This window comes from Paraglaciecola sp. (assembly GCF_030730205.1).
Lineage (GTDB): Bacteria > Pseudomonadota > Gammaproteobacteria > Enterobacterales > Alteromonadaceae > Paraglaciecola.
The window spans coordinates 13,654-37,942 of sequence record NZ_JANQVQ010000226.1; the positions used below are offsets into that span (position 1 = coordinate 13,654).

Consider the following 24,289-nt stretch of genomic DNA (forward strand, 5'->3'; position numbering starts at 1 on the left):
ACAAAAAGAAGACCAAGCATACTGACTCTTGGTCTGAGATTAGATGGGTTTGGTCGCAGATTTGAGAAGCTTAGCTAATAATTGATATTCAATCGTTTTAACCAGTGTCCCCACCACCACGCAGGGCCAACAAGTAAAAATTGCAGATCTTTAAGAAAACTGGGTTTTTTACCTTCGATGTGATGACCCACAAACTGTAAAATCCACATAACGACAAAAATACCTAAACAAATCTGCCACACTGGTGTAGACAGGGTTTCAAGCAATTTTATGCCATAAAACGAGAGAATGGATAGCAAGGTCATTGCTGCACCAATTGGCCCGGATAACTTGAAATAATAATATAGCGCGGGGATAACAAAAACGTGGGCCCAAGTCACGTCAAAATGCGCTAAAAATACCGGTACTGGGAGCGACCACAATAAACCTAAGGTCACAAAGTAAATGGCGGGTACAGCAATGGCATGAATGAGAATATTCGTTTTGTTTTTATGGCTTTCACCATACTCATTTAAGAGAAATTCAATTTGACGCATAGTCACCTCTTTTTTTATTATTAACTTTAATTTAACAAGGCAAACTCAAAGCAGCAATAGCTACATCATCTTAATTAAATCAAGCAGGCCTTTAATCTGTACTTAACATCAATTTTTGTAGTAGTTGAGCCACTTCTTCTTCTGGGGTGTCAAATTTCAAACCGTAGTAAAACCATACCTCGTCTGACTTTGCGTTCATCACTGAACCTTTAAGTAAAAACGCATTCCCGTTTGCATCTTTAAATTGCATCTCAACATTTTGTTTTATGCTTGGCCGGGATTTAACTGAACGCTCAATACTAATCCGACACCCCTTCAAGGAAATATCGCGGACGATACAAACACAAAGCTCAGCGTTGTGCTGGGTATCAATTAGCGTTACTGCCATTCTGGTTTGTGCCCGCGGCTCAGAGCGTAAATCGTGGCTTTGAATTGACAAGGGAAACGTTGTAAAGATAAGGTGGCTTGGCTTACTTAATATAAGTGTTACTCTTACTTTAAAAGCAATGATTTCGCCTGTCTCATCCTCTAAGATGTATCGCACCACAAGGCTATTATCGGTATAAATAAAGTCTCGTAAACTCCCCCATTTGCTTTCATCTGGAAAACGAATAATGACACAGCGGGTGCCATCCATTCCGACAAATTCGCTTCTTACTCGCTTAGTGGTGCTTGCAGAGGTAATTTGTAAATCAATTGGCGTACCAGGACGCATAGAGCGTATTTTGCGTAAATCTTCATTACTCAAACCCACCTGTTCGTGCAAATTAGACATGCTTCATGCGATCCTTATTTTTATTATGTGCAGAGATAACTTGATGGTAATTAAAGTTTTGCACAACAACAACATAAGAATCAGAACGAGACTTGAATCCCGGCACAATAACCTTGATCATGTATGAATAAATTGACCTGTAAAGGAAACATTCTTTTGACTACTCCCCCATTTTCTATTCATTACGACCTCAGAGTGTCGTCCGTCGCAGGGCATTTAATTGATGTCGACCTGACCCTCCAACCCCCTAGCAAAAAAGGCCACAAATTAACTCTACCCGCGTGGATCCCGGGAAGTTACATGATCAGGGATTTTGCCAAGCACATAATCACACTTGTTGCCCGCACTGCAAATGGCGAAAAAGTAGCGGTAAATAAAATTGATAAGCAAACTTGGCAACTCCCTCCAAGTGATGGGGCGATTATTGTAAGTTATCAAATTTACGCTTACGATTTATCTGTTAGAGGCGCCTACATCAATGACCAATACGCTTTTTTTAATGGTTCTAATGTATTTTTGCAAGTCGAGGGGCACACTTCCCAAGCATGCTCAGTCACTCTTGAACACTGCGATTATCCTGAACTGGATAGCACCAACATCGCCACCACCTTGCGCCTACTGACCTCGAATGAAATCGCTAAACTCACTAGTAACGGCCTTGAAAAATCAAGTTATTACGCTGACGACTATGCAGAGCTTATCGACCATCCAGTATTAATTGGTAAGTTTGACAGTCAGTTATTTTCTGTTGATGGGGTTGATTTTTCATTGGTTTTTGCTGGCGGTCATCAAAGCGATATGGCACGAATTACCGCTGATTTGAGCCATATATGCCAACAACACCTCACCTTGTTTGGGAAACCTGCCCCGATTCAACAATATTTATTTATTACCCTGCTAACCGATGCGGCTTTTGGCGGTTTAGAGCACCGAGCATCAACAGCCTTGATGTTTGCCCGTAACGATCTTGCTGACGAGACTGAACCTTCTGTACCCACTGAAGCGTATCGAAGTTTTTTAAGCCTATGTAGCCATGAGTTTTTTCATACATGGCATGTCAAACGGATCCGCCCTAGTGAACTAGTCGAAGGCGGACTTGCAACTGAGGTTTATTCCAAACAACTATGGATTTATGAGGGAATAACAAGTTACTACGATGATTTATTGTTGCAGCGTAGCAAGGTCATACCCGTAGAAGACTATCTACTTGTTGTGGGGCAAAACCTCACTCGATTACAACGTAACAAAGGACGACTTAAACAATCAGTGGCCGCGTCAAGCTTTGATGCATGGACTAAGTTTTATAAACAAGATGAAAGTGCCATTAACCATATTGTCAGCTATTACAATAAAGGGGCCGTGCTTGCCATGTGCCTTGACTTACTGATACGGCTAAAGTCAAAACATCAGTACTCTTTAGACAACGTCATGCACGTATTATGGGAACAATTTGGTCGCTGTGGAACTCCCACACCAGAACACGTCATCCATGATATTTTAGCCAAGCAACTCGGCTTAAATCTCAGTGAATTCTTAGCTAAGGCGGTTTATGGTACTGATGAACTTCCGGTTGAATCACTATTGGCTGAATTTGGCGTCGGATTGCATTACCGTACCCGAGTGGATAACAACGACAAAGGTGGAATGCCCAGTACAAAGGGCATCAAACATGACTTTGGTGCGGCGTATAAAATCAAAGAGCTTGGCGTTGAAATTACTCAAGTTGTAGAGCACTCGAGTGCATATGAGGCTGGCGTAGTAGTGGGTGACACGATTATTGCTGTTGATTCGTGGCAGGTCAGCGGCAGCAACTTAAGCACCTTAATTGACCGCTTAGTGCCCCAAAAGCCCAGTACTTTGTCTTTGTTGCGTGATAAACGTTTTCTTCAATTTAGCTTAATCACTCGCCCTGCCCCGCTAGATACTGTGTACTTAAGTATCGATGACTCAGAAAAATTAAAAACGTGGCTTGGCTGATGGGCTTTAGCTTTGCGGCAAAGCACTAAGCTCGATTAAACGAATTGGTAAGTCACACACGCTTTATTAATTGTGTGACTTACTGACAGTAGCGCTAACGCCTACTGGTTACGTTTGATTGTTCATACTGTGTTCGTGCTCATGCAAAACCGCCAGTGCCGCATTGTAATTAAGTTGCTCAATGGCGCTGAACAAAGTGTTAAATTGGGCCGTAGTTAACTGTTTACGCAGCACAAATTTAAAACCCTGCAGCGTATCCTGCGACAAAATTTTTCCTATACTGAGCAACGCTTTTAAAGAACCTAAAGTAAATTCAGCTTGCTCGCTCTGAGTCAAGACTCGCTCTTTTTCACTAAATTCTTCATCAACAATGGTATGTTTCAAATTGTCTAACACTTGGTTAAGAAGCTGAATCAATGTAGTCAATTCGATGCTTTGTTGTACTTGCAGACTTTGCTCTAACTCTTTCGCCTCGTGCATTAATTCCAGCGCACCTGCACTGGCCGCTAAGCCCTTAATGGTATGCAACAGCAAACCAATTTGACGAAGATCTTGTTGCGCCTCTAAGTGCTCGAGCTTCAGCGGAGTTTGATGATGATCAAAATAGAAACTTTTTAAAAATTTAAGATACAAACGCTTGTTGCCCGCTAGTAAATGCAGGCTTTGTTGCGTGTCAAAACCTGCCGCCTGAAGCGCAGAAATGAGCCGCAACTCTTTTGCATCGTTCTCTGCCTTTCTCTTATCTTGCCTTGCATCAGCGACATTTTTGTCATTAATTTCAATGCTGTCTGCTGATTTTTTTAACCACTTATTTATCGTCATCTTAAGACTATTTACATCTATCGGTTTGGCGATGTGATCGTTCATACCAGACTCGGCAACTCGGGTAATATCTGCTTTCATCACGGCAGCCGACATCGCCAATATGGGCGTTAATTTATCCTGTAGTCGAATAGCTTGTGTGGCAGCAAAGCCGTCCATTACAGGCATCTGTAAATCCATCAAAATTAAATCAAATTGTTGTTGCTGAGTCATTTCAAGCGCTTGTTTACCATTGTTAGCAACAAAAACCTGCGCGCCAAAACCAGTGAGTATATCAACCGCCACCAACTGATTGGTGACATTGTCCTCAACTAATAAAATATCCCTGTCTTTTAAGTTAAGTTCACTGGTTGTTTTATTAAAATCAGCGTCCATGGGCTTATGACTAGAATCAACTGCTAATGTGCTATCGGCTATAGGTAGGGTAATTGAGAAGGTGAATACTGTGCCTCGGCCCAATTCACTGTGCACGACTATTTCTCCTCCCATCGCCTTCGCAAGCCCTTTGCTGATAGCCAACCCGAGCCCTGTTCCCCCATAGTTTCGACTTATCGAAGAATCAGCTTGGGTGAAAGACGCAAACAGATTTGTCAGCTGTTCAGACGACATACCAATCCCTGTATCTGACACTTCAAATATAAGATTGTAAGTTTCTTGTTGCTGATCAACACTCGCAGTAGCCTCTTGCCAAATAGCAATGTGAACTTTCCCTTTTTCGGTAAATTTAACGGCATTACCAACTATGTTGTTTAAAATTTGGGTAATACGCAGTTGATCACCGATAAAATAACGAGATTGTGTAGGAGACATATCAACAGAGAGTTCAATATGCTTTTCTTCTGCTAATAACGAAAATAAGCCAGCGACGTTATCCACCACCTCCGTTAAATCAAACACGTCATCCACTATGATCAACTTGCCTGCTTCCATTTTTGAATAGTCAAGAATGTCATTCAGAATGTTGAGAAGGGATTTAGAGGAGGTCACTACTTTTGAGAGATATTGATGCTGTTTTTCTCCTAGTGGCATCTCCATAACCAAATATGTCAAACCCAAAATAGCATTCATTGGGGTTCTAATTTCATGACTCATATTTGCCAAAAACTCACTTTTAATGGTGTTGGCTTTTTCAGCGGTCTCTTTAAGTGCAATAAGATTTTGTTGCATCAACTTCATCGGGCTAATATCTAAAAAACTGCCCATTACAAGACTAACCTCGCCTGAAGTAGTTCGCTCAAATACCGTGTTCTGCGCTAAACACCAGACCCAATGCCCTTGTTTGTGTTTAAAACGATACTCTAAGGTCAAACTATCATTACCGTCGATATTATTGGGAATACGCCACATAAATTCGATAAATTGTTCATGATCAGAAGGATGAATAAGTGTCATAAATTCTTCAGCTGACATCTCATTGATTTCATCTAAGGTAAAGCCAGTCAATCGGGTATAACTTTCATTGATAAAGGTCGTGCTGTGACTATGATGGTCAAAAACGTAAACCCCGGTTAATGATGAATCAAAAGCTCGGCGTATAAAATTCTCCTTTTCAATCACATCCCTTTCGGCTTTTTTCTGTTGGGTGACATCTTGAAACAACACAATGAGGGTATTGGGACCGCTTTTGAAAGTGTGATTTAAAAAGGTACCTGTTACTTGATCATCAGCATAGTTAATTACATCATTGACTTGGGCTTCTCCCGTTTCGAGTATGGTTCGGTAACGTGCTTCGATGTCTGAATTGGCTACATCAGGAAACGCTTCAGTTAACGTTTTTCCAATAAAAATACTGTTATCCATCCCCAAGATTTTGTCAGCAGCAGGATTATAGCCTTTAAGGATAAATTCATCGTTTTCCAGCTCAAACATGTGTAAACCAATGGGTAAGCTATCGATAATATCCCGCGTAATCTTTTCACTTTTTTCCAGCGCTGCCTGCGCTGCTAACCGCTCAGAAATATCGGTAATACTGGCATACACTACTGGTCCTCGATCCTGTACTCGATGGCGCAATACGATTTCGATCGGAATTTTTTTCCCTAGTTTAGTTACCCCATAAACCCGCCGGCCAGAAGCCATGTTTTTATTAATTTCAGGGTTTTGAAAAAAGCTCTTAATCAGGTTTGGGTGAATTGGCGCCATTTCTGACGCAACCAACACACTCACGTTTTGCCCTTCTAACTCCTGTTTTTCATACTCAAAGATTTGGCAAACCGCACTGTTTGCCACCAAAATAAGACCGTTATTATCTACTACCAAAATACCAATGTGGGCATTTTCAGTCGATTCGCGCAGTAACACATCTTGTTGTTTTTGATTTTCGAGTTGCAAACGAGCGAGCTTTTCGTTCCCAACTTGTTCAAGGGCTTCAACCAATTCATTCGGTGAGGGGATCTTCAGGAATTTTGGTATCGACTTATAGACAGCATATGCAGTAAAACAGGAAATAATTGCAGTGAGGGCTTTTGCCAATCCGTGAATGCCGTAAGTGCCGTGCCATATCACCACGATACTAATTAAATGGGTAATTCCACAACACAAAATAAATAAGGAAAAAAGTATGAAAATTCCTTTAAATTCAAGACCTGGACGCTTTTTAACAAAATAATAAATAGCGATAGGAATTGAAAAATACGCTAAGGCAATAAATACATCAGAAATGACATTCAGCCAGAGAATTTCAGGAGACCACCAATAGCAGTGGCCATGAGGCATATAGTCAGTTCTAAATAGGGCTTCAAACGAATCTTCCACTCATTCACCTCGTATCATTGTAAAATCAAATTCAACCATAGTTGTATTCACGGCTAAAGCCTAATAAATACCTTTACCCTTCGCCCTACTATGTATTACAAACCAATACCTTACCAGCAACTTATATCTGAACATTAGGTAAATTAAATAAACTCCTGCCCTATATTCAATTTTTACGAGTGGCAATAAACCTAGTTCATTAAACAAGGTAAAAAGCACTTATTTTTCCTGTGTGCTAAACCATGAAAACGTTTTTAGTTATGTTTTTTAATTTTAGTTAACAGATTTTTTCTAATGCTCTGTTATTCCAACAAATTTCAGCTAACTTCAGCACATCAATTTACTTAATTTCACTGTTTTACTGGTGACACAGCAGAATAATATGATGAGTCAGAAAACAGCCTGTCAAACAAAAAACGTTAACACTTTGTTAATTTTAAGCACAAACTTCTATTGACACTTCCTTAACATAACCTTATTTTATGAAAACGTTTACAGAAACATATTCATTGGACTGACGAACTATTTTGTAAGCGATTCTATTTTGATTCAATAAACAGGAACACAAAAGGCCACTACACTATGAACTCAAATAATAAATTTAATAAAACGCTACTTGCCAAAAGCATCAGTTTAATGCTCGGTGCGTCAGTGATGACGCCTCTTTTGGCACAAGAAGCGCCCATCTCTGATGATACAGAGGTAATTCAAGTACGTGGATTACGCTCAAGTATGCAAGAATCAATGAGCGTTAAGCGTGAATCAGCTGGGGTAGTTGATGCTATTTCAGCAGAAGATATCGGTAAATTCCCTGATACTAACCTTGCAGAATCTTTACAACGTATAACGGGTGTTTCAATCAGCCGTGAAAATGGCGAAGGCTCACAAGTCACGGTGCGCGGTTTTGGTGCTGACAAAAACATGATTACCCTCAATGGTCGTACAATGCCAGCGGCCAGTGCTTTTGCTGGCAACCAAGGGACGTCAAGGGCCTTTGATTTTGCCAACTTAGCCTCTGAAAGTATTCGCGCAGTTGAAGTATACAAAACCAGTAAGGCTAACATTGCCACAGGTGGTATAGGTGCAACGATCAACGTCATTACCGCCAAACCCCTCTCTCAAGGTGAAGGCTTTAAAGCAAGTATTGGGGCAAAAGCAGTCAGTGACACGACTAACCGCACTGGCTCAGACATTACCCCTGAAATATCTGGTATCATCAGTTATGCCAATGACGATGCGACGTGGGGCGTTGGCCTGACGGTTAGCCATCAAGAACGTGACAGTGGCTCCACCGCGTTTTTAGAAAACGACTGGCGTGTGAGTGAATGGATTCCTATTGGACAGCCTGGCGCTATTGCATTAACGGATACCGCTACGGTAACCAATGCGCCTGCTGCAGGTCAGTTATTTGCGATGCCAAATAATGCTTCATACAACATTATTGATACTCAACGGGTGCGTGACAACGCTCAACTGACGCTGCAATTTGCGCCTAGCGAAGACTTTACTGCTACTGTTGACTACACCTACGCCAAAAACAATATTGCAAACACTGTCAATTCTAAAAACATGTGGTTCAACAGGACCTCTGACAAGGTTGTTTTTGACACTGACCAGTCGGTTGCTACGGCTATTCTAATTTCTGAAGATGTCAGTGGTATCAAAACTGATGCCAACGGTGAACCAGTACTCGACGCCAATGGCAACCCAGTGCGCATCGGTACGAAAGATAACAACAGCGATGCTCAAATCAACGAGCAAACCAACACCCTAAAATCTTTGGGTATTAATCTTGAGTATCATGTTAACGATAGCTTCAAATTAGTATTGGATGCCCACGACTCGTCTATGGAGAGTAATCCTGACGCGGCTTTCGGTGGTAGTAGCTTACAAATGGCGACCGCAACCCCAATTGGTTTCTATCAAACACTCGATTTTAGCACCAAATTGCCTGGCATTGATTTGATTATCAATGACTCTGAAAAAGGAAACAATAACGGTGTTGCTGATGTTGGCGATGTGGGTAGCCAAGTTATGCGCAGCTATTACTCCTCGCAAGCAAATGATATTACCCAGATCAAACTAGACGGCAGCATTGAGTTTGATGAAGGTCGTTTTGACTTTGGTGTCGAAACTCGCTCCTCTGAGATGAACCAGCACTGGTCTGAAAACTACATGGCCTTAGGTGATTGGGGCGTCAGTAATCCGCGTGATGTACCAGACGGATTGCTTGAAGAATTTAATATCATGGCCGAGTTCGAAGATTATGACACTTCTGGCTCTGATCAATTCGGCTGGCGTGCAAAAACAGCGGGCGATATCTATGCTTTAGCTGATTGGGCTGCACAAGAATACGGTCACGATTACAGCTACAACCCTAATTTCAGTGAGAACCACAAAGTTGAAGAAGACACCAGTGCCATTTATGTACAGGTCGCGCTGCAATCTGAACTCGGTGGCATGCCAGTGAACTTTTTAGCCGGTGTGCGCTATGAAACCACTGATTCTAAATCCACTTCGTTTGTTTTGGTTCCAACCGCCATCAACTGGTTGGATAACAACGACTTTAACACCACTCGTTCTACCGAAGCGACAGCTTTAGCGGCGAAAAACAGTTATGATCATCTTCTTCCTAGTTTAGATTTTGATATTACGCTAACTGACGAATTAAAAGCCCGTGCGTCATTTAGCCAAACTATTGCTCGCGCTAATTACGACCAGCTTAGAACAGCGGTAACAGGCCTTGGTACGAATGGACCCACGTTAACCGGTGGTTCACCCACAGGGAATGCCTCTAACCCACTGTTGGTACCTTTGCACTCTAGTAACTTCGACCTCTCGGCTGAGTATTACTTTGATGATACTAGCTACGTATCTATAGGTTTTTACGATAAGCGAGTTAAAAACTTTATTGGCACAGAGCAAGTAGACGAAAATCACTTTGATTTACGCGATGTCACTAATGGTCCTCGTGCCTTAGCAGCCAGAGACGCTTTAGTTGAAGGCGGTTACGCTGTTGACGAAACATCTCTTTTTGTTATGACGGTTATTATTGATAACCCAGATGCTTTCCCGGGTGGCGCAGCTGACTATGTACCTGGCATTTCTTTTGGTGAGCAAATCGCAGCTGATTACGATGTCATTCCTAACTCTACTGATCCACAGACCTTGTTCTTAACCAGCAAACCGGTGAACAATAAAGACGCAAATATTTATGGTTTTGAAATTGCAGGCCAACATTTCTTTGGTGATACAGGGTTTGGTTTAGCGGCTAACTACACCACCGTAAATGGGGATATTGGTTTTGACGTGACGGGTAGCCCAAGTGTGTCACAGTTTGCGTTAACCGGTTTAAGTGATACCGCCAACGTCGTATTGATGTATGAAAAAGATGGTATCCAAGCACGTTTAGCTTATAACTGGCGTGATGAGTACCTCGCTGAAACATCACGTGGTAGTTCAAGAAACCCACGTTTTGTTGAGGCCTATTCACAAATTGACTTCAACGTAAGCTACGAAGTAAGCGAGCAGTTAACGGTATCATTCGAAGGTTTGAACTTAACGGGTGAAGACAGCCGCAGCCATGCACGTTCAGAGCGTCAAATCTGGGATTTGTATGATTTAGGCGCGCGTTATCAAGTTGGTGCCCGTTACACCTTTTAAAAATTAGTGTTTAACTCTAATTTAACAATGTGTTAAAAATAGTAGAAGCCGCTGACGTCAGCGGCTTTTTTATCCGTTTTAATTTAAGCTTCTCTGTGCTTGAAGTGCTAAAAATGCATAACAGCGAGCAAAAAATAGTTAAGGAATGATAACAACCATGGCGCAACATGTACTACTTGATAACGTGAGCCATCACGACTTAAAAGTCAGCCCATTATTTAAAGCAGAATTTGGCGATAATGTGAACACTGCGCTGACGTTCTCGACAGAATTAGAAGCCATGCAACGAGTTTATCCCTTATTTTTTAGAAAAGATCCGGCCACTCATCGCTTTCAATTGGTTGCCATGCTCGGGTTTAATAAAGATGAAAATTTATTTTTGAACTCAGCAAATCATACTTGGCAGGCTGAAGTTATCCCGGCGGTGATGGCCAAGGGGCCCTTTTTGATTGGCTTTCAAGATCAATCTAATCGAGGTGGATCAGATCAAGCACCAGTGGTACACGTTGATATGCAAAGCCCCAAAATTGACAAAGAAGCGGGGATCCCGGTATTTCTTGAGCACGGTGGTAACAGCCCTTACCTAGAGCACATTAATTCCTTACTGCTGACGATTTACCATGGCATGACAGAGACTGAGAATATGCTTACGGCCTTTACTGAAATGGATTTGATTGAGCCTGTTGAGCTAGACATAACCCTCAATAACGGTGAACAGCATAAACTGCATGGTAATTATACGATTAGCACAGAAAAATTGGCTGCATTGAGTGGCGAGCAATTGCAGGCTTTAAACCAAAGTTCCTATCTCAAGGCCGCTTTTTTTATTGCGAGCTCACTTAACAATGTTAAAAAATTGATAGCCATCAAAAATAATAAATGAATTTAACCTTAAGTTTTGCACACTATTATTTGTAATCGAGACCAATGAACACTATCACACGAATGACCCCAGTTATTGATGCCCACGATGTCAACCAGATAAAGGCTGAACTCACCTGTCGAACTGAACCTGTTATTTTAAAAGGGTTAGTCACACACTGGCCTTTAGTGAAAAAAGGCCTTGAGTCTGATGAGACCGTAATAGCGTATTTGAAATCCCATTACAATGGCAAACCTACGGGGGTTTATGTGGGCGAGCCAGAGATTAACGGCCGCTTTGCCTATGATGAATCGGTAACTCAGTTAAATTTTTCTAATAAGAAATCTCAACTCGATGAGATGTTAGACGCCATTTTAATGAATAAAACACAAGATAAGCCCACTTCATTATACGTGGCTTCTAAGCGCATTGATTGGCATTTTCCTAGCTTAAAAGCAGAAAACACCCTCGACTTTCATGAAGACGCGTTTTTATCTTTAAGTGCAAAAGACGCTGATTTAATCGCTAGTATCTGGATTGGTAATAAAACCTTAGTTTCCTGCCATTTTGATGCACAAAGTAACATTGCGTGTTGCGTGGCCGGAAAACGCCGCTTCACCTTATTTCCACCTGAGCAAATTAATAACTTGTACCCTGGCCCACTTGAGCCCACACCCGGTGGCCAAGTGATCAGCATGGTGGATTTTAACCGGCCCGATTTTGACAAATACCCGCGGTTTGCCGAGGCCATCGAAGTGGGCCAAATTGCCGAGCTTGAACCTGGCGACGCCCTATTTCTACCAAGTATGTGGTGGCATCAAGTCGAAGCACTCAGCACCTTTAACGTGCTCGTTAATTATTGGTGGAATACCAGCCCCATTTACCGCGGACAAGCCAACGATGCACTTACCCATGCACTACTGAGTATTAGAGATTGCCCTGCCCATGAAAAAAAGGCTTGGAAAGCAATTTTTGATTATTACATTTTTGCCGATGCCAATCATGCAGCCAGTCATTTGCCCGAAGCTGCCCAAGGCGTGTTGGGTAAGATTGAGCCATTAACAGCCCGGCGTTTAAGAGCACAACTGCTTAACCAGTTAAATCGATAAGCAAAATATTTCAGGAGTTAAGCTTGAATCAAGCACAAAAAAAACGAGTGATTATTGCAGGAGGCGGCACCGCAGGTTGGATTGCCGCTGCTGCTATGGCAAAACAGCTTGCCGGCACTGTAGACATTACCTTGATTGAGTCTGATCAAATTAGCACGATAGGCGTGGGCGAAGCCACGATCCCGCCAATGCGCACATTCCATAAGTTATTAGGTATTAACGAACAAGACTTTATGCGCGCAACCTCCTCGACATTCAAATTAGGGATCTCATTTGAAAACTGGGGGAATATCGACCAGAAATATATCCATTCATTTGGGGTAACCGGCAAAAGCAGTTATTTAGCTGAATTCGTGCATTTTTGGCTGCATGGTAAACAACAGGGTCACGATGCAGAGTACGGTGATTATTGTATTGAATTGCAAGCAGCTAAAATGGGCCGTTTTGCGACCTCCGACAAATCAAAAATTAATTTTGCCTACCATCTTGAGGCCAGTCGTTATGCCTCGTTTTTAAGAGAATTTAGCGAAGCACGCCAAGTTAAACGAGTTGAAGGTAAAATAGTCCAAGTCAATCAAGCGACTAACGGCAGTGGATTTATCACCGGCTTGCAATTAGATAGTGGCGCCTTGATCGAAGGAGATCTATTTATTGACTGCAGCGGTTTTAGAGGCCTGTTAATTGAACAAACCCTCAACACGGGTTATGAAGATTGGTCACACTGGTTACCGTGCGACAGTGCGTTGGCCGTCCAAACAGCTTCTGTTAGTCCCGCGCCGCCCTATACCAGAGCCATCGCCCATGACAGTGGATGGCAATGGCGTATACCACTGCAACATCGCGTGGGTAATGGCATTGTTTATTGTAGCAAGTATCTATCTGATGATGCTGCACGCCTGCGCCTACTTGACAATATTGAAGGACAAACCTTAACAGAGCCTTTGCAAATAAAATTTAGAACCGGAAAGCGCCGCAAACATTGGAACAAAAACTGTATTGCTTTAGGGCTTGCCAGTGGATTTGTCGAGCCTCTTGAGTCTACTTCAATTCATTTAGTTATGATGGGCATCATACGCTTGATGAAATTATTTCCATATGAAGGCATCAACCCTGTCCTAGTGGAAGAATACAATCGAGAAACCAGTGAAGAGTTAGAGAAAATTCGCGACTTTATTATTTTGCATTACAAAGTCACTCAGCGAGAAGACAGTGCATTTTGGCGTTATTGCAAAAACATGGAAGTACCTGACTCACTTAAACATCGTATTGAGCTGTTTAAGCGTAATGCTTACACCTACCAAGAACCCAACGAATTATTCAGAGTCGACTCTTGGACTCAAGTGATGTTAGGCCAAGGACTTATTCCTGACTCTTATCACCATATTGTAAAAACCATGTCTGATAACGAGCTCAATCAATTTTTGAACTCTATGCGTACCGGCATGAAAAGCGTTGCTGAATCATTGCCTATGCATCAGGACTTTATTGAACGCTATTGCAAAGCGAGCAACTAAGTGATGCAACAACTTACACCGAGCGACAATATGATCATCACCAAACATACTATTGGTGATGAGGCCTTACCATTATTGGTAGTAGACAATTTTATAGCTGAGCCTGAGGCCTTGATTCAGGAGGCGGGTTTTCGGGACTTTAGCCAAAACTCGCCCTATTATCCAGGCCACAGAGCCGAAGCTCCCCTCGCCTATCAACAGTGCTTACTTGCTTGTTTGACACCCACATTGGTGGATGTTTTTCAACTACCCAGTGAGATACTTAGTTTGTCGGTTTGTCATTATTCGGTTGTTACCACCCCGCCCACTCAACTTAAGTTGTTACAACGTATTCCTCACTTTGATTCTCTGAATAAACACGGTCTTGCCGCCGTACATTATTTATTTCATGGCGAGCAAGGCGGTACATCTTTTTATCGTCATCGTAAAACAGGCTTTGAAAGCATCGATGAGAGCAGAAAAACAGCCTATTTTAGCTCCTTAGAAAATGAGAACGATGGCCCCAACATGCCAAAAATGAAAGACGGTTATATTAATGGTGACACCCCTCTTTTTACGTGCATTGAGCAACAACGCGGAATCTATAATCGAATAATTGTATATCGTCGAAACACCTTACACTCTGGTGCTATTCCTAGCGATTTTAAGCCGCCGCTTAATTTACTCGATGGCAGATTAACGATCAGTAGCTTTATCGATTGTATTTGATTCATCTTCCGTGGAAGCTTTTCTGTAAGCTGAGCCCGAGTTAGCATTCTTTTTAAATCCCCTCTCCCCCACTTGCTTTTCAATAGCATCCCGTAAAACGTCTTTCTGACTCACTTAAAAAATAAACTTAGAAAATGTGAAATTAATGTTGTGGAAATGTAACTGCCATTCGTCTTGAGGTAGACGCAAATAAATCGTGAGCTTTTATATGGGCTGTTTTTTTCGCTGACGAAGTGGGAAAGGTAAAAATAGCTTCATCCCCCATCAGCTCTAAGATGCCATTTGCTTCGTTTTATCAACTGTAAAACAAAATAACAGGGACACATTTATATGAAAAAACCAAACCGTTTTAGCAAATCATTGCTTACGCAAAGCATCGCATTATTACTTGGTACAGGGACTGTTATGCCTGCCTTGGCACAAGAAGTAAGCACAGAAGATACCGAAGTAATCCAAGTCCGTGGTATGCGTTCAAGTATGCAAGAATCAATGTTTACCAAACGCGAGTCTTCGGGTGTGGTCGATGCCATTTCCGCCGAGGACATTGGTAAATTTCCTGACACAAACCTTGCAGAATCTCTACAACGTATTACTGGTGTGTCTATCAGCCGCAGCAATGGTGAAGGATCACAAGTTACTGTCAGAGGTTTCGGCGCAGACAAAAACATGATCACCCTAAATGGCCGAATGATGCCAGCGGCGAGTGCCTTCGGTGATGGCGATGGTGGTTTTCAAGGAACAGGCCGTGCATTCGATTTTGCCAATTTAGCCTCAGAAAGTGTTCGCGCTGTTGAAGTGTATAAAACCAGTAAAGCCAATATTGCCACTGGCGGCATTGGCGCCACCATCAATATTTTAACGGCAAAACCCCTAGACAAAGAAGGCTTTCAAGCCAGTGTTGGTGGCAAAGGGATTGTTGATACTACTAACCGCACGGGCAACGATGTCACGCCCGAGGTATCCGGTATATTCAGCTTCACCAATGATGAATCCACTTGGGGTGTGGGCTTGACAGTAAGTCACCAACAACGTGATAGCGGTTCAACGGGTTTACTCATGAACGACTGGCGTGTGAGCCCTTGGATCCCATTAGGAGAGGAAGGTGCTATCGCCATGAGTGATACGGGTACAGTGACAAATGCACCAGCTGAAGGTCAATTGTTTGGCATGCCCAATAACGTCTCTTATAACACTTGGGACACCCAGCGTACTCGCGACAATGCTCAGTTGACCCTGCAATGGGCACCTAGCGATAACATCACAGCCACGGTAGATTACACCTATGCTAAAAACGATATAACCCAAGAAAAACACTCTAAAAATTCATGGTTTACCCGCACCACTGACAATGTCACCTTCGACACAAACCAAGCGGTAGCGACCGCGGTGGTAATATCAGAGGCAGTAGGGGGCACGAAAGATCACAACAGCGATGCGACCCTTTACAAACAGTCAAATGAGCTAAAGTCGTTGGGTATTAATCTCGAATATCAAGCAACAGATAACCTGTCTTTTAGCTTAGATGCACATGACTCTTCAATGGAAAGTTTACCTGATGGCGGCAAATGGGGGGGGACCTTAACCGTTGCGACAGCAACGCCGATTGGTTTGTACAACACCTACAATTTTGAGGGCGACTTACCCATTTTAACCCAAGTAAACAATGACAGTATCAAGGGTAATGGCAATGGTGTAGATGATGTTGGTGACATTGGGAGTCAAATAATGCGCTCTTTTTGGAACTCACAAACCACTGATATCAAACAATTTAAATTAGACGGAAGTCTAGAGTTTGATGATGGTCGCTTTGATTTTGGTGTCGAAACCAGAACCATGGAAACCAATCAAAAGTATTCAGAAAACTATATGCCCTTAGGCGATTGGGGCGTGTCTAACCCGATGGATGTACCTGAAGGTTTATTGCAGCCCTACAACATCATGGCAGAATTTGATGACTATGATACATCGGGTTCAAACCAATTTGGCTGGACCTCGAATGTGGTTGAGCTTGCTGATTGGGCCGCGCAGGAATACGGTCATGATTATAGCTATAACCCTAACTTTAGTGAAAACCATCGGGTAAAAGAAGATACTACCGCCCTTTATTTGCAAGTGTCTTTAAAAGGTGAACTTGGTGATATGCCAACTAATTTTTTAGCAGGTGTTCGCTATGAAACAACCGATGTTGACTCTACCTCGTTCTCATTACAAGTCAGTCAAATAGAGTGGTTAGACAACAACGATTATTTCTATCGCTTGTCTGATAATATTACAGCCATCAAAGGCGGTACTTCTTACGATCATTTGTTACCGAGTTTAGATTTTGATATTTCAATCACTGATGAATTAAAAGCCAGAGCTTCTTTTAGTCAAACCATTGCAAGAGCTAACTATGATCAGCTCAGAACAGCCGTAACCGGTATCAGCACTAATGGGCCTGCCTCGACCGGTGGCTCTGCAGTCGCTACGGCTTCTAATCCTGCTCTCGTGCCTTTGCAATCAAGTAACTTTGATTTATCAGTTGAATACTATTTTGCTGATACCAGCTATGTATCACTGGGCTTTTACGAAAAACGGGTTAAAAACTTTATTGGTACCGAGCAAGTTGAAGAGCCTCATTTTGGTTTAAGAGATGTAACCGCAGGCCCTCGAGCCCAAGCAGCAGCGGCTGCACTTGAAGCAGCAGGTTATGCAGTAGATGAAACCTCTTTATTTGTAATGACCGTGATCATCGATAACCCGCAAGATTTTCCAGGTGGAATTGCTGACTATGAGCCAGGCATTACCTTCGGTGAGCAAATAGCTGCTGATTACGACGTCGTCCCCAATGCAGATGATCCAGAAATGGTGTTTTTAACCAGTAAGCCAGTAAACAACAAAGAAGCACAAATTTACGGTTTTGAGTTAGCCGCTCAACACTTCTTTGCCGACACAGGTTTTGGCATCGCAGCCAACTACACTACCGTCAACGGTGATATCGGTTTTGACGATACAGGCAGCCCAGCAGTATCACAATTTGCTTTAACGGGCTTAAGTGACACTGCTAACATCGTACTGATGTATGAAAATGACAATATTCAAACTCGCCTTGCTTACAACTGGCGTGATGAATATTTGGCAGAAACCTCTCGTGGAGGCTCAAGAAACCCCCGTTACGTTGAGGCTTACGCTCAGCTAGATTTTACAATTAGTTATCAAGTTAACGAGCAGCTTTCGGTGTCATTTGAAGGTCTGAACTTAAGCGAAGAAAACAGTCGAAGTCATGGCCGTTCAGAACGTCAAGTATGGGATTTATATGATTTAGGCGCCCGTTATCAATTAGGTGCACGTTACACCTTCTAACTATCCTCGTTACTTTTAGCTTGAAGGTCGCAGTGTTACTGCGACCTTTTTTCTTTAGCTTGCGCTTCACGTTTCTGCGACAAAAACCGATGTTCCACTATCGCTTCACAGCCCACTTATTCAAGCCTCATTAAAATGAAAACGTTTCCTGTTTACTGATTTGTATTCTTGTTAGGGAGTAAATCCTCTCTCTTTGATAATAAAGAACATCAACAACTCGTCCTATTATTGTAAAAAGATTAAGAAAAAATTTAAACCAAATAAATCAGAAACTTAAAGAGACAAAAGAGAGTTATTTTGATGCTCAACGAAAATAGCGCTCGATAAAAAACAGTGATACTTTACTAAAAATTCTAAATCACCACTGATAATTTACAAAATAATTACAATTAAAATTGAAAACGTTTTCAAAATACTTTATTTTACTGCAGAAAATTTGTCAGTGTTGTTATGAAGTCATTACCGACTATGATAGTGCCCGCGAGCAACTGGAGTAAGAATTCCTTGCGCAATTGGCCAGCATTCACACCTTGAGTAATGACTACGTATCTAACAATCTTGGAAAGAACAAATGAAGATAGCCTTAGTTGACCTTATTATTATTGTGGCTTATTTAGCGGCAATTATAGGCATTGGTTTTTATTTAAAAAAACGTGCAGCCCAAAGTATGGACGACTATTTTGTCGGCGGTAAAAAGCTGCCGTGGTACTTGTTGGGTTTGTCTAATGCCTCAGGCATGTTCGATATCTCAGGCACAATGTGGTTGGTGACCTTGTGTTTTGTGTACGGCATGAAGAGTATATGGATCCCTTGGTTATGGCCGGTTTTTAACCAAGTATTTCTGGCCGTCTATCTTTCGATGTGGTTACGTCGGTCTAACGTTCTGACTGGCGCGGAATGGATGCGAACGCGCTTTGGTGATGGCCGCAGTGGCAAATTATCTCACATGGTGGTGATTGCCTTTGCGGTAATTGGTGCACTTGGCTTTCTAGCCTATGGTTTCGTCGGTATTGGTAAATTCATTGAAATTTTTATTCCGTGGGAAAACGTCTCACCCTACCTCCCCTTTACGATTTCAGCGGCCTATGTACCCCATTTCTATGGCATCGTTTTTACGTCTATCGCCACGCTATACGTCATTTTAGGTGGCATGATGAGCATAGTATGGGCCGACGTTTTGCAGTTTTCCATCATGACCTTCTCTGCCTTGTTTATTGGTGTGGTTGCCATGATACAAGTGTCACCAGAAACCCTTCAAGCAGCCGTACCCGCTGGCTGGATGGATCCCTTCTTTGGTTGGAACTTAAATTTAGATTGGCAAGGCATTTTCGCAGAAGTAAATGACAAAATTCTGTCTGACGGTTTCTCGCTCTTTAGTATTTTTGTGATGATGACCTTATTTAACGGTATTTTTAAAAGTGCCGCAGGTCCAATGCCTAACTACGATATGCAAAAAATCCTTGCCACTAAATCCCCCCGTGAAGGCGCACTAATGAGCGGTTTTGTGTCGATTATTTTGATGCCGATCCGCTACTTTATGATTGCAGGTTTTACGGTTTTGGCAGTGGTTTACTACCAAAAACTAGATTTGATGTCAGGTGGGCAATTAGACTTCGAAAACATTTTACCGAGTGCGATTTTAGAATTTGCCCCTGTAGGTATTATGGGCTTAGTTTTAGCCGGCCTAATCGCCGCTTTTATGTCTACTTTTGCATCAACTGTTAACGCGGTACCTGCTTATTTAGTCAACGATGTTTACAAGCGTTACATTAACCCTAAAGCCAATACCAAAACGTTGATTCATACCAGTTACCTTGTGTCGATTCTAGTAGTGGTACTCAGCACCGTGATTGGTCTGTATATCGAAAGCATCAATAGTATATTGCAACTTTTAGTGTCTGGTCTTTGGGCTGGTTATGCTATTGCGAATGTTCTGAAGTGGCATTGGTGGCGGTTAAATGGCTATGGCTATTTTACTAGCATGCTGGCCGGTTTAGTGTGCTTTATTGTGATTGCTTTTATTCCCGACTCTGCCTTTAGTGTCCCACGAGAAATGGTTGCGCTATATGCCTTCCCACTGATCCTGCTGATAACTGGCGCCGTCTGTATTGGGGTCAGTTTACTGACCCCGCCAGAGGATGAAGCCTTATTAAAACGCTTTTATAAAAACGTAAACCCTTGGGGATTTTGGGGGCCCATTCGTCTAGCAGTTAAGTTAGACGATCCTAACTTTGCCGCAAACGGGGATTTTAAGCGAGACATGTTCAATATCGTCATAGGGGTAGTCGCGCAAACGTGTTTGGTTGCCTTACCTATTTTTGCGGTGATTAAAGAAGGCTGGTCAAGCCTATGGACACTCAGCATATTCATCATTTGTGCTTGGATATTAAAACGCAATTGGTACGACAAGCTTCCACAAGAGACTACAAATAATGCTTAATCAAGATAAAAGTAACGAACAACACTTTGGCTATTTCGATGATCAACATCTCGAATATGTGATAACCAGTCCATTTACCCCCACACCTTGGATCAACTACCTTGGCAATGATGGTTTTTATGGCTTGATATCAAATACTGCCGGTGGTTACTGCTTTTATCGAGACCCTAAGTTTCGTCGCCTAACCCGTTATCGTTATAACAGTGTGCCGATAGACAACGGTGGACGTTATTTTTATATTAATTGTGATGGACAGCAATGGTCGGTCTCTGGCCGCCCCATGCATACAGAGCTTGATGAATATCGCTGTCATCACGGCATGGGATACAGCCGTTTTTACGCACGTAAAAATGACATTGCTACTGAGTTGACCACGTTTATCCCCCTTAATACCAAAGCTGAAGTCCACAGTTTGACCCTTACGAATCAAAGTGATAGCGGCAAAAATATCGACTTGTTTTCTTTTATCGAATGGTGTTTATGGAATGCCGAAGACGACGGAACTAATTTTCAACGTAATCTGTCAACCGGTGAAGTGGAAGTTGAAGGCAGTACGATTTATCACAAAACTGAATACCGTGAACGCAGAGATCATTATGCCTTTTATTCGGTCAATCAGCCGATTGCAGGCTTTGAGACTGATCGAGAAACGTTTTTAGGGCCCTATCGCGGCTTTGAACGCCCAATAGCTGTCGAAAAGGCCGAGATGCAAAACTCCATCGCAAGAGGTTGGTCACCCATTGCCTCACACCATATAAAGTGTGAACTTGCGGCAGGGGAAAGTAAAACGCTGATTTTTGTTTTAGGCTATTGTGAGGTCGAGTCGGCGCATAAATGGCAAGCGCCAAATATCATTAACAAAGCACCTGCACAGCAATTACAACAACAATTTGATAGTCCAGAAAAAGTCGCCAGTGAATTAAAAAAACTGGCCGATTATTGGCACACACTACTCAATAAAATGACGGTCAATTCACCAGATGAACGCTTTAATCGCTCGTTAAATATTTGGAACCAGTACCAAAACATGGTGACGTTTAACTTGTCACGCAGCGCGTCTTTTTATGAGTCTGGCATTGGTCGAGGCATGGGCTTTAGGGATTCAAATCAAGACACTATAGGCTTTGCACACATGGTACCTGAAAAGGTCAAAGAACGTATTTTAGATTTATCTGCCACGCAAAAAGCAGATGGCTCTGCCTACCACCAGTACCAACCCTTAACCAAAAAAGGTAATGCCAATATCGGCGGTAACTTTAACGATGATCCGATGTGGATGGTGCTATCAACGGCTAATTATATTAAGGAAACTGGCGACTTTAGTATTCTGGATGAATTAGTAATTTATGACGGCCAAGCCCTTGCCACCCATAACCATTTTGATCATCTAGAACGCGCTTTTAATCATGTGATCAACAATCTGGGCCCGCACGGATTACCACTTATCGGTCGTGCAGATTGGAATGACTGCCTTAATCTCAATTGTTTTTCCGAAGATCCTAATGAGTCTTTCCAAACCACTCAGCGCGGCGCGTCAGATGTGGCAGAATCTGTGATGATTGCTGGCCAATTTGTGCTTTATGGCCAAGAGTTTGTTAATTTGTGTCAGCGCATCGGTAAAGACGAACTGGCAGCCAAGTGCTTAGGCCATGTTGAGAAAATGCGTCTTAGCGTTGAGCAATATGGTTGGGATGGTCAATGGTATCTGCGTGCCTATGATGCGCTGGGTAATAAAATTGGCAGTCACGAATGCACTGAGGGCAAAATATTTATTGAGTCACAAGGCTTTTGTGCCATGGCAGGTATCGGCCTAGCGCAAGGTAAACCGCTTCAGGCTATGCAAGCAGTCGAACAACATCTGGTTACCGATTATGGCATCATGCTAAACCAACCCGCGTTTAGTCGTTACAGCAAATATTTGGGTGAAATCAGCTCTTATCCGCCCGGTTATAAAGAAAACGCCGGTATTTTTTGCCATAACAATCCTTGGATCACGATTGCTGAGGCCATGTTAGGTCGAGGTGAAAAAGCTTATGAATATTTCAGCAAAATAACTCCCGCTTATTTGCAAGACGTGCAAAACCTGCACAAGACTGAGCCTTATGTATATAGCCAAATGATTGCAGGTAAAGATTCAGCCCACCCTGGTGAGGCAAAAAACTCGTGGTTAACCGGAACTGCAGCGTGGAACTACTACGCCGCCACACAATATATTCTGGGCATCAGGCCCGATTACGATGGATTATTGATTGACCCGTGCATATTACCTACATGGAAAACCGTATCGATAAGCCGTGAGTTTCGCGGTGCACACTATCAAATTGAGCTGCGTAATCCGCTAGGGCTGAGTAAAGGCCATATAAAGCTGACGATTGATGATCATGCTATCGAGGGCAATTTAGTTGATTTTAAACGGTATCCCAACCGTCATCACATTATCGCTGAACTCACATCACTTGCTTGAGAACGCCGGCACAATCACGCCTCTGTTTGCCGGCGGCTTGACTCTATTAAGGACGAGGTGCGGGCCCTGTACTGGCTCTCACCTTAAGTTCAAAAGGCAAAAACTGTTTACCCGGCTTGACTTTATTACCGCGCAACTGCTCTAACAATAAATTGATACACGTCGTGCCTATTTCCTTTAATGGTTGGTGCACCGTGGTCAGCGCCGGCGTGACAAACTCAGCATAATGAATGTCGTCAAAGCCCATCACTGAGATATCTTCTGGGATCATAAAGCCTTGTTTTTTTAATAACTTCATTACCCCAATTGCCATCTCATCATTGAAGCAAAAGATCGCGGTAGGACGTTGACGTAGTAACAATAATTGCTCCGCACTACTCACCCCAGATACAACCGTATAATCACCCCGAATTTGCAGGTTACTATCCACCTCAATTCCAGCGTTTTGTAATGCAAGGATATAACCTTCTAAACGTTCATTTGAACTTGGTACATCTATAGGGCCAGTTATTGCCGCAATCCGTTGATGACCTTGCGAGATTAGGTAATTAACCGCTGCACTAGCCGCCGCAACGTTATCGACTGCAACTTGCACAATTTCATCGTTATTCATGCTTTCGTTCGCGTTGACCATAGGCGGAATCTGCTCAAGCAAAGGCAAATTTGGATCAATCTTAAATGGCATGCGAGAACCAAAAAGCAAAATTCCGTCGGCTTGTCCAGAGCTCACGAGGTCAGCGTAGTGGCGTTCACGCTCGATCAAACCTTGGGTATCACCGAGCAAAATAGAATAACCAGCACTTTGTGCGCCCTGCTCGATAGCCCGTATAATCCCAGCATTCACAGGATTAGTAATATCAGGAATAATTGCCACAATATTGCCGCTTTTACGGGTTCGCAAACTGGCACCAATGCGATTAGGTCGATAGCCCATTTCATCTACTATCTTTTTAACCTTATTCAAGGTTTTTTTTGATACGAGCTCTGGCGAGCTAAGTACCCTAGAAACGGTTGCGGGAGAGACTTTTGCAAGGGCTGCAATATCTTTAATACCTACAGTTGCCACAAATAATTCGCTTAATTTTACTAACGTAGCTAAAGCTTAACATGTAAATCGTTTTCAGCTAGCTAAACACCTAAATATTATCAATTTTTTTCAATACACTACGCTTCTTTTTGTGTATTTATTTACTTGCAGTACTTCACGCTAAAACAGCGTCAATTGAGCCACATTGCTTAAAAACATAATTCATAAATAAAATTTACAAAAAAACGTTTTCTTAAATATTGATAACAGAAAATGGGGTGTAGAAGCAAAAAAAA

The 24,289-nt window shown here is 42.4% G+C and carries 13 protein-coding genes; 9 read left to right on the forward strand and 4 right to left on the reverse strand.

What is annotated here, in order from left to right:
- Nucleotides 1-74: 74 nt before the first annotated feature.
- Nucleotides 75-536: a DUF962 domain-containing protein gene (locus NWQ57_RS15200; RefSeq protein ID WP_306023009.1), complete on the reverse strand. Its 462-nt coding sequence runs from the start codon at nucleotides 534-536 to the stop codon at nucleotides 75-77.
- Between the two features lie 91 nt (nucleotides 537-627).
- Nucleotides 628-1,311, reverse strand: coding sequence for a flagellar brake protein (locus tag NWQ57_RS15205; RefSeq protein ID WP_306023010.1), 684 nt, complete (start codon nucleotides 1,309-1,311; stop codon nucleotides 628-630).
- 156 nt (nucleotides 1,312-1,467) lie between these two features.
- Between NWQ57_RS15205 and NWQ57_RS15210 the strand changes: the two genes are divergently transcribed.
- Nucleotides 1,468-3,288 carry a M61 family metallopeptidase gene (locus NWQ57_RS15210; RefSeq protein WP_306023011.1) on the forward strand — a complete coding sequence of 607 codons (1,821 nt, stop codon included), beginning with the start codon at nucleotides 1,468-1,470 and terminating at the stop codon, nucleotides 3,286-3,288.
- A 108-nt stretch (nucleotides 3,289-3,396) separates the two neighbouring features.
- On the opposite strand, the gene NWQ57_RS15215 is transcribed toward NWQ57_RS15210, so the two are convergent.
- Nucleotides 3,397-6,864 (reverse strand): PAS domain S-box protein, encoded by a 3,468-nt coding sequence (locus NWQ57_RS15215; protein ID WP_306023012.1) that lies wholly within the window; start codon nucleotides 6,862-6,864, stop codon nucleotides 3,397-3,399.
- Nucleotides 6,865-7,446: 582 nt separating this feature from the next.
- Between NWQ57_RS15215 and NWQ57_RS15220 the strand changes: the two genes are divergently transcribed.
- The 8 genes from NWQ57_RS15220 to NWQ57_RS15255 all read left to right on the forward strand — a co-directional run bounded on the left by NWQ57_RS15220 (nucleotide 7,447) and on the right by NWQ57_RS15255 (nucleotide 22,966).
- Nucleotides 7,447-10,527 carry a TonB-dependent receptor gene (locus tag NWQ57_RS15220; protein ID WP_306023013.1) on the forward strand — a complete coding sequence of 1,027 codons (3,081 nt, stop codon included), beginning with the start codon at nucleotides 7,447-7,449 and terminating at the stop codon, nucleotides 10,525-10,527.
- A 157-nt stretch (nucleotides 10,528-10,684) separates the two neighbouring features.
- Nucleotides 10,685-11,410, forward strand: a complete 726-nt coding sequence (locus tag NWQ57_RS15225) for a SapC family protein (protein WP_306023014.1) — start codon at nucleotides 10,685-10,687, stop codon at nucleotides 11,408-11,410.
- A 44-nt stretch (nucleotides 11,411-11,454) separates the two neighbouring features.
- Nucleotides 11,455-12,498, forward strand: a complete 1,044-nt coding sequence (locus NWQ57_RS15230; RefSeq protein WP_306023015.1) for a cupin-like domain-containing protein — start codon at nucleotides 11,455-11,457, stop codon at nucleotides 12,496-12,498.
- Nucleotides 12,499-12,521: 23 nt separating this feature from the next.
- Nucleotides 12,522-14,012, forward strand: a complete 1,491-nt coding sequence (locus tag NWQ57_RS15235) for a tryptophan halogenase family protein (RefSeq protein WP_306023016.1) — start codon at nucleotides 12,522-12,524, stop codon at nucleotides 14,010-14,012.
- Nucleotides 14,013-14,015: 3 nt separating this feature from the next.
- Complete coding sequence (locus NWQ57_RS15240; protein WP_306023017.1) at nucleotides 14,016-14,720, forward strand: DUF6445 family protein; 705 nt, start codon at nucleotides 14,016-14,018, stop codon at nucleotides 14,718-14,720.
- A 330-nt stretch (nucleotides 14,721-15,050) separates the two neighbouring features.
- Nucleotides 15,051-18,062, forward strand: coding sequence for a TonB-dependent receptor (locus NWQ57_RS15245; protein ID WP_306023018.1), 3,012 nt, complete (start codon nucleotides 15,051-15,053; stop codon nucleotides 18,060-18,062).
- Nucleotides 18,063-18,633: 571 nt separating this feature from the next.
- Nucleotides 18,634-20,502: a sodium:solute symporter family protein gene (locus NWQ57_RS15250; RefSeq protein WP_306023019.1), complete on the forward strand. Its 1,869-nt coding sequence runs from the start codon at nucleotides 18,634-18,636 to the stop codon at nucleotides 20,500-20,502.
- Complete coding sequence (locus NWQ57_RS15255) at nucleotides 20,495-22,966, forward strand: GH36-type glycosyl hydrolase domain-containing protein (protein WP_306023020.1); 2,472 nt, start codon at nucleotides 20,495-20,497, stop codon at nucleotides 22,964-22,966. The genes NWQ57_RS15250 and NWQ57_RS15255 overlap by 8 nt, the downstream gene beginning before the upstream one ends.
- A 46-nt stretch (nucleotides 22,967-23,012) precedes the next feature.
- On the opposite strand, the gene NWQ57_RS15260 is transcribed toward NWQ57_RS15255, so the two are convergent.
- Nucleotides 23,013-24,032 (reverse strand): LacI family DNA-binding transcriptional regulator, encoded by a 1,020-nt coding sequence (locus NWQ57_RS15260; RefSeq protein WP_306023021.1) that lies wholly within the window; start codon nucleotides 24,030-24,032, stop codon nucleotides 23,013-23,015.
- Nucleotides 24,033-24,289: the final 257 nt, after the last annotated feature.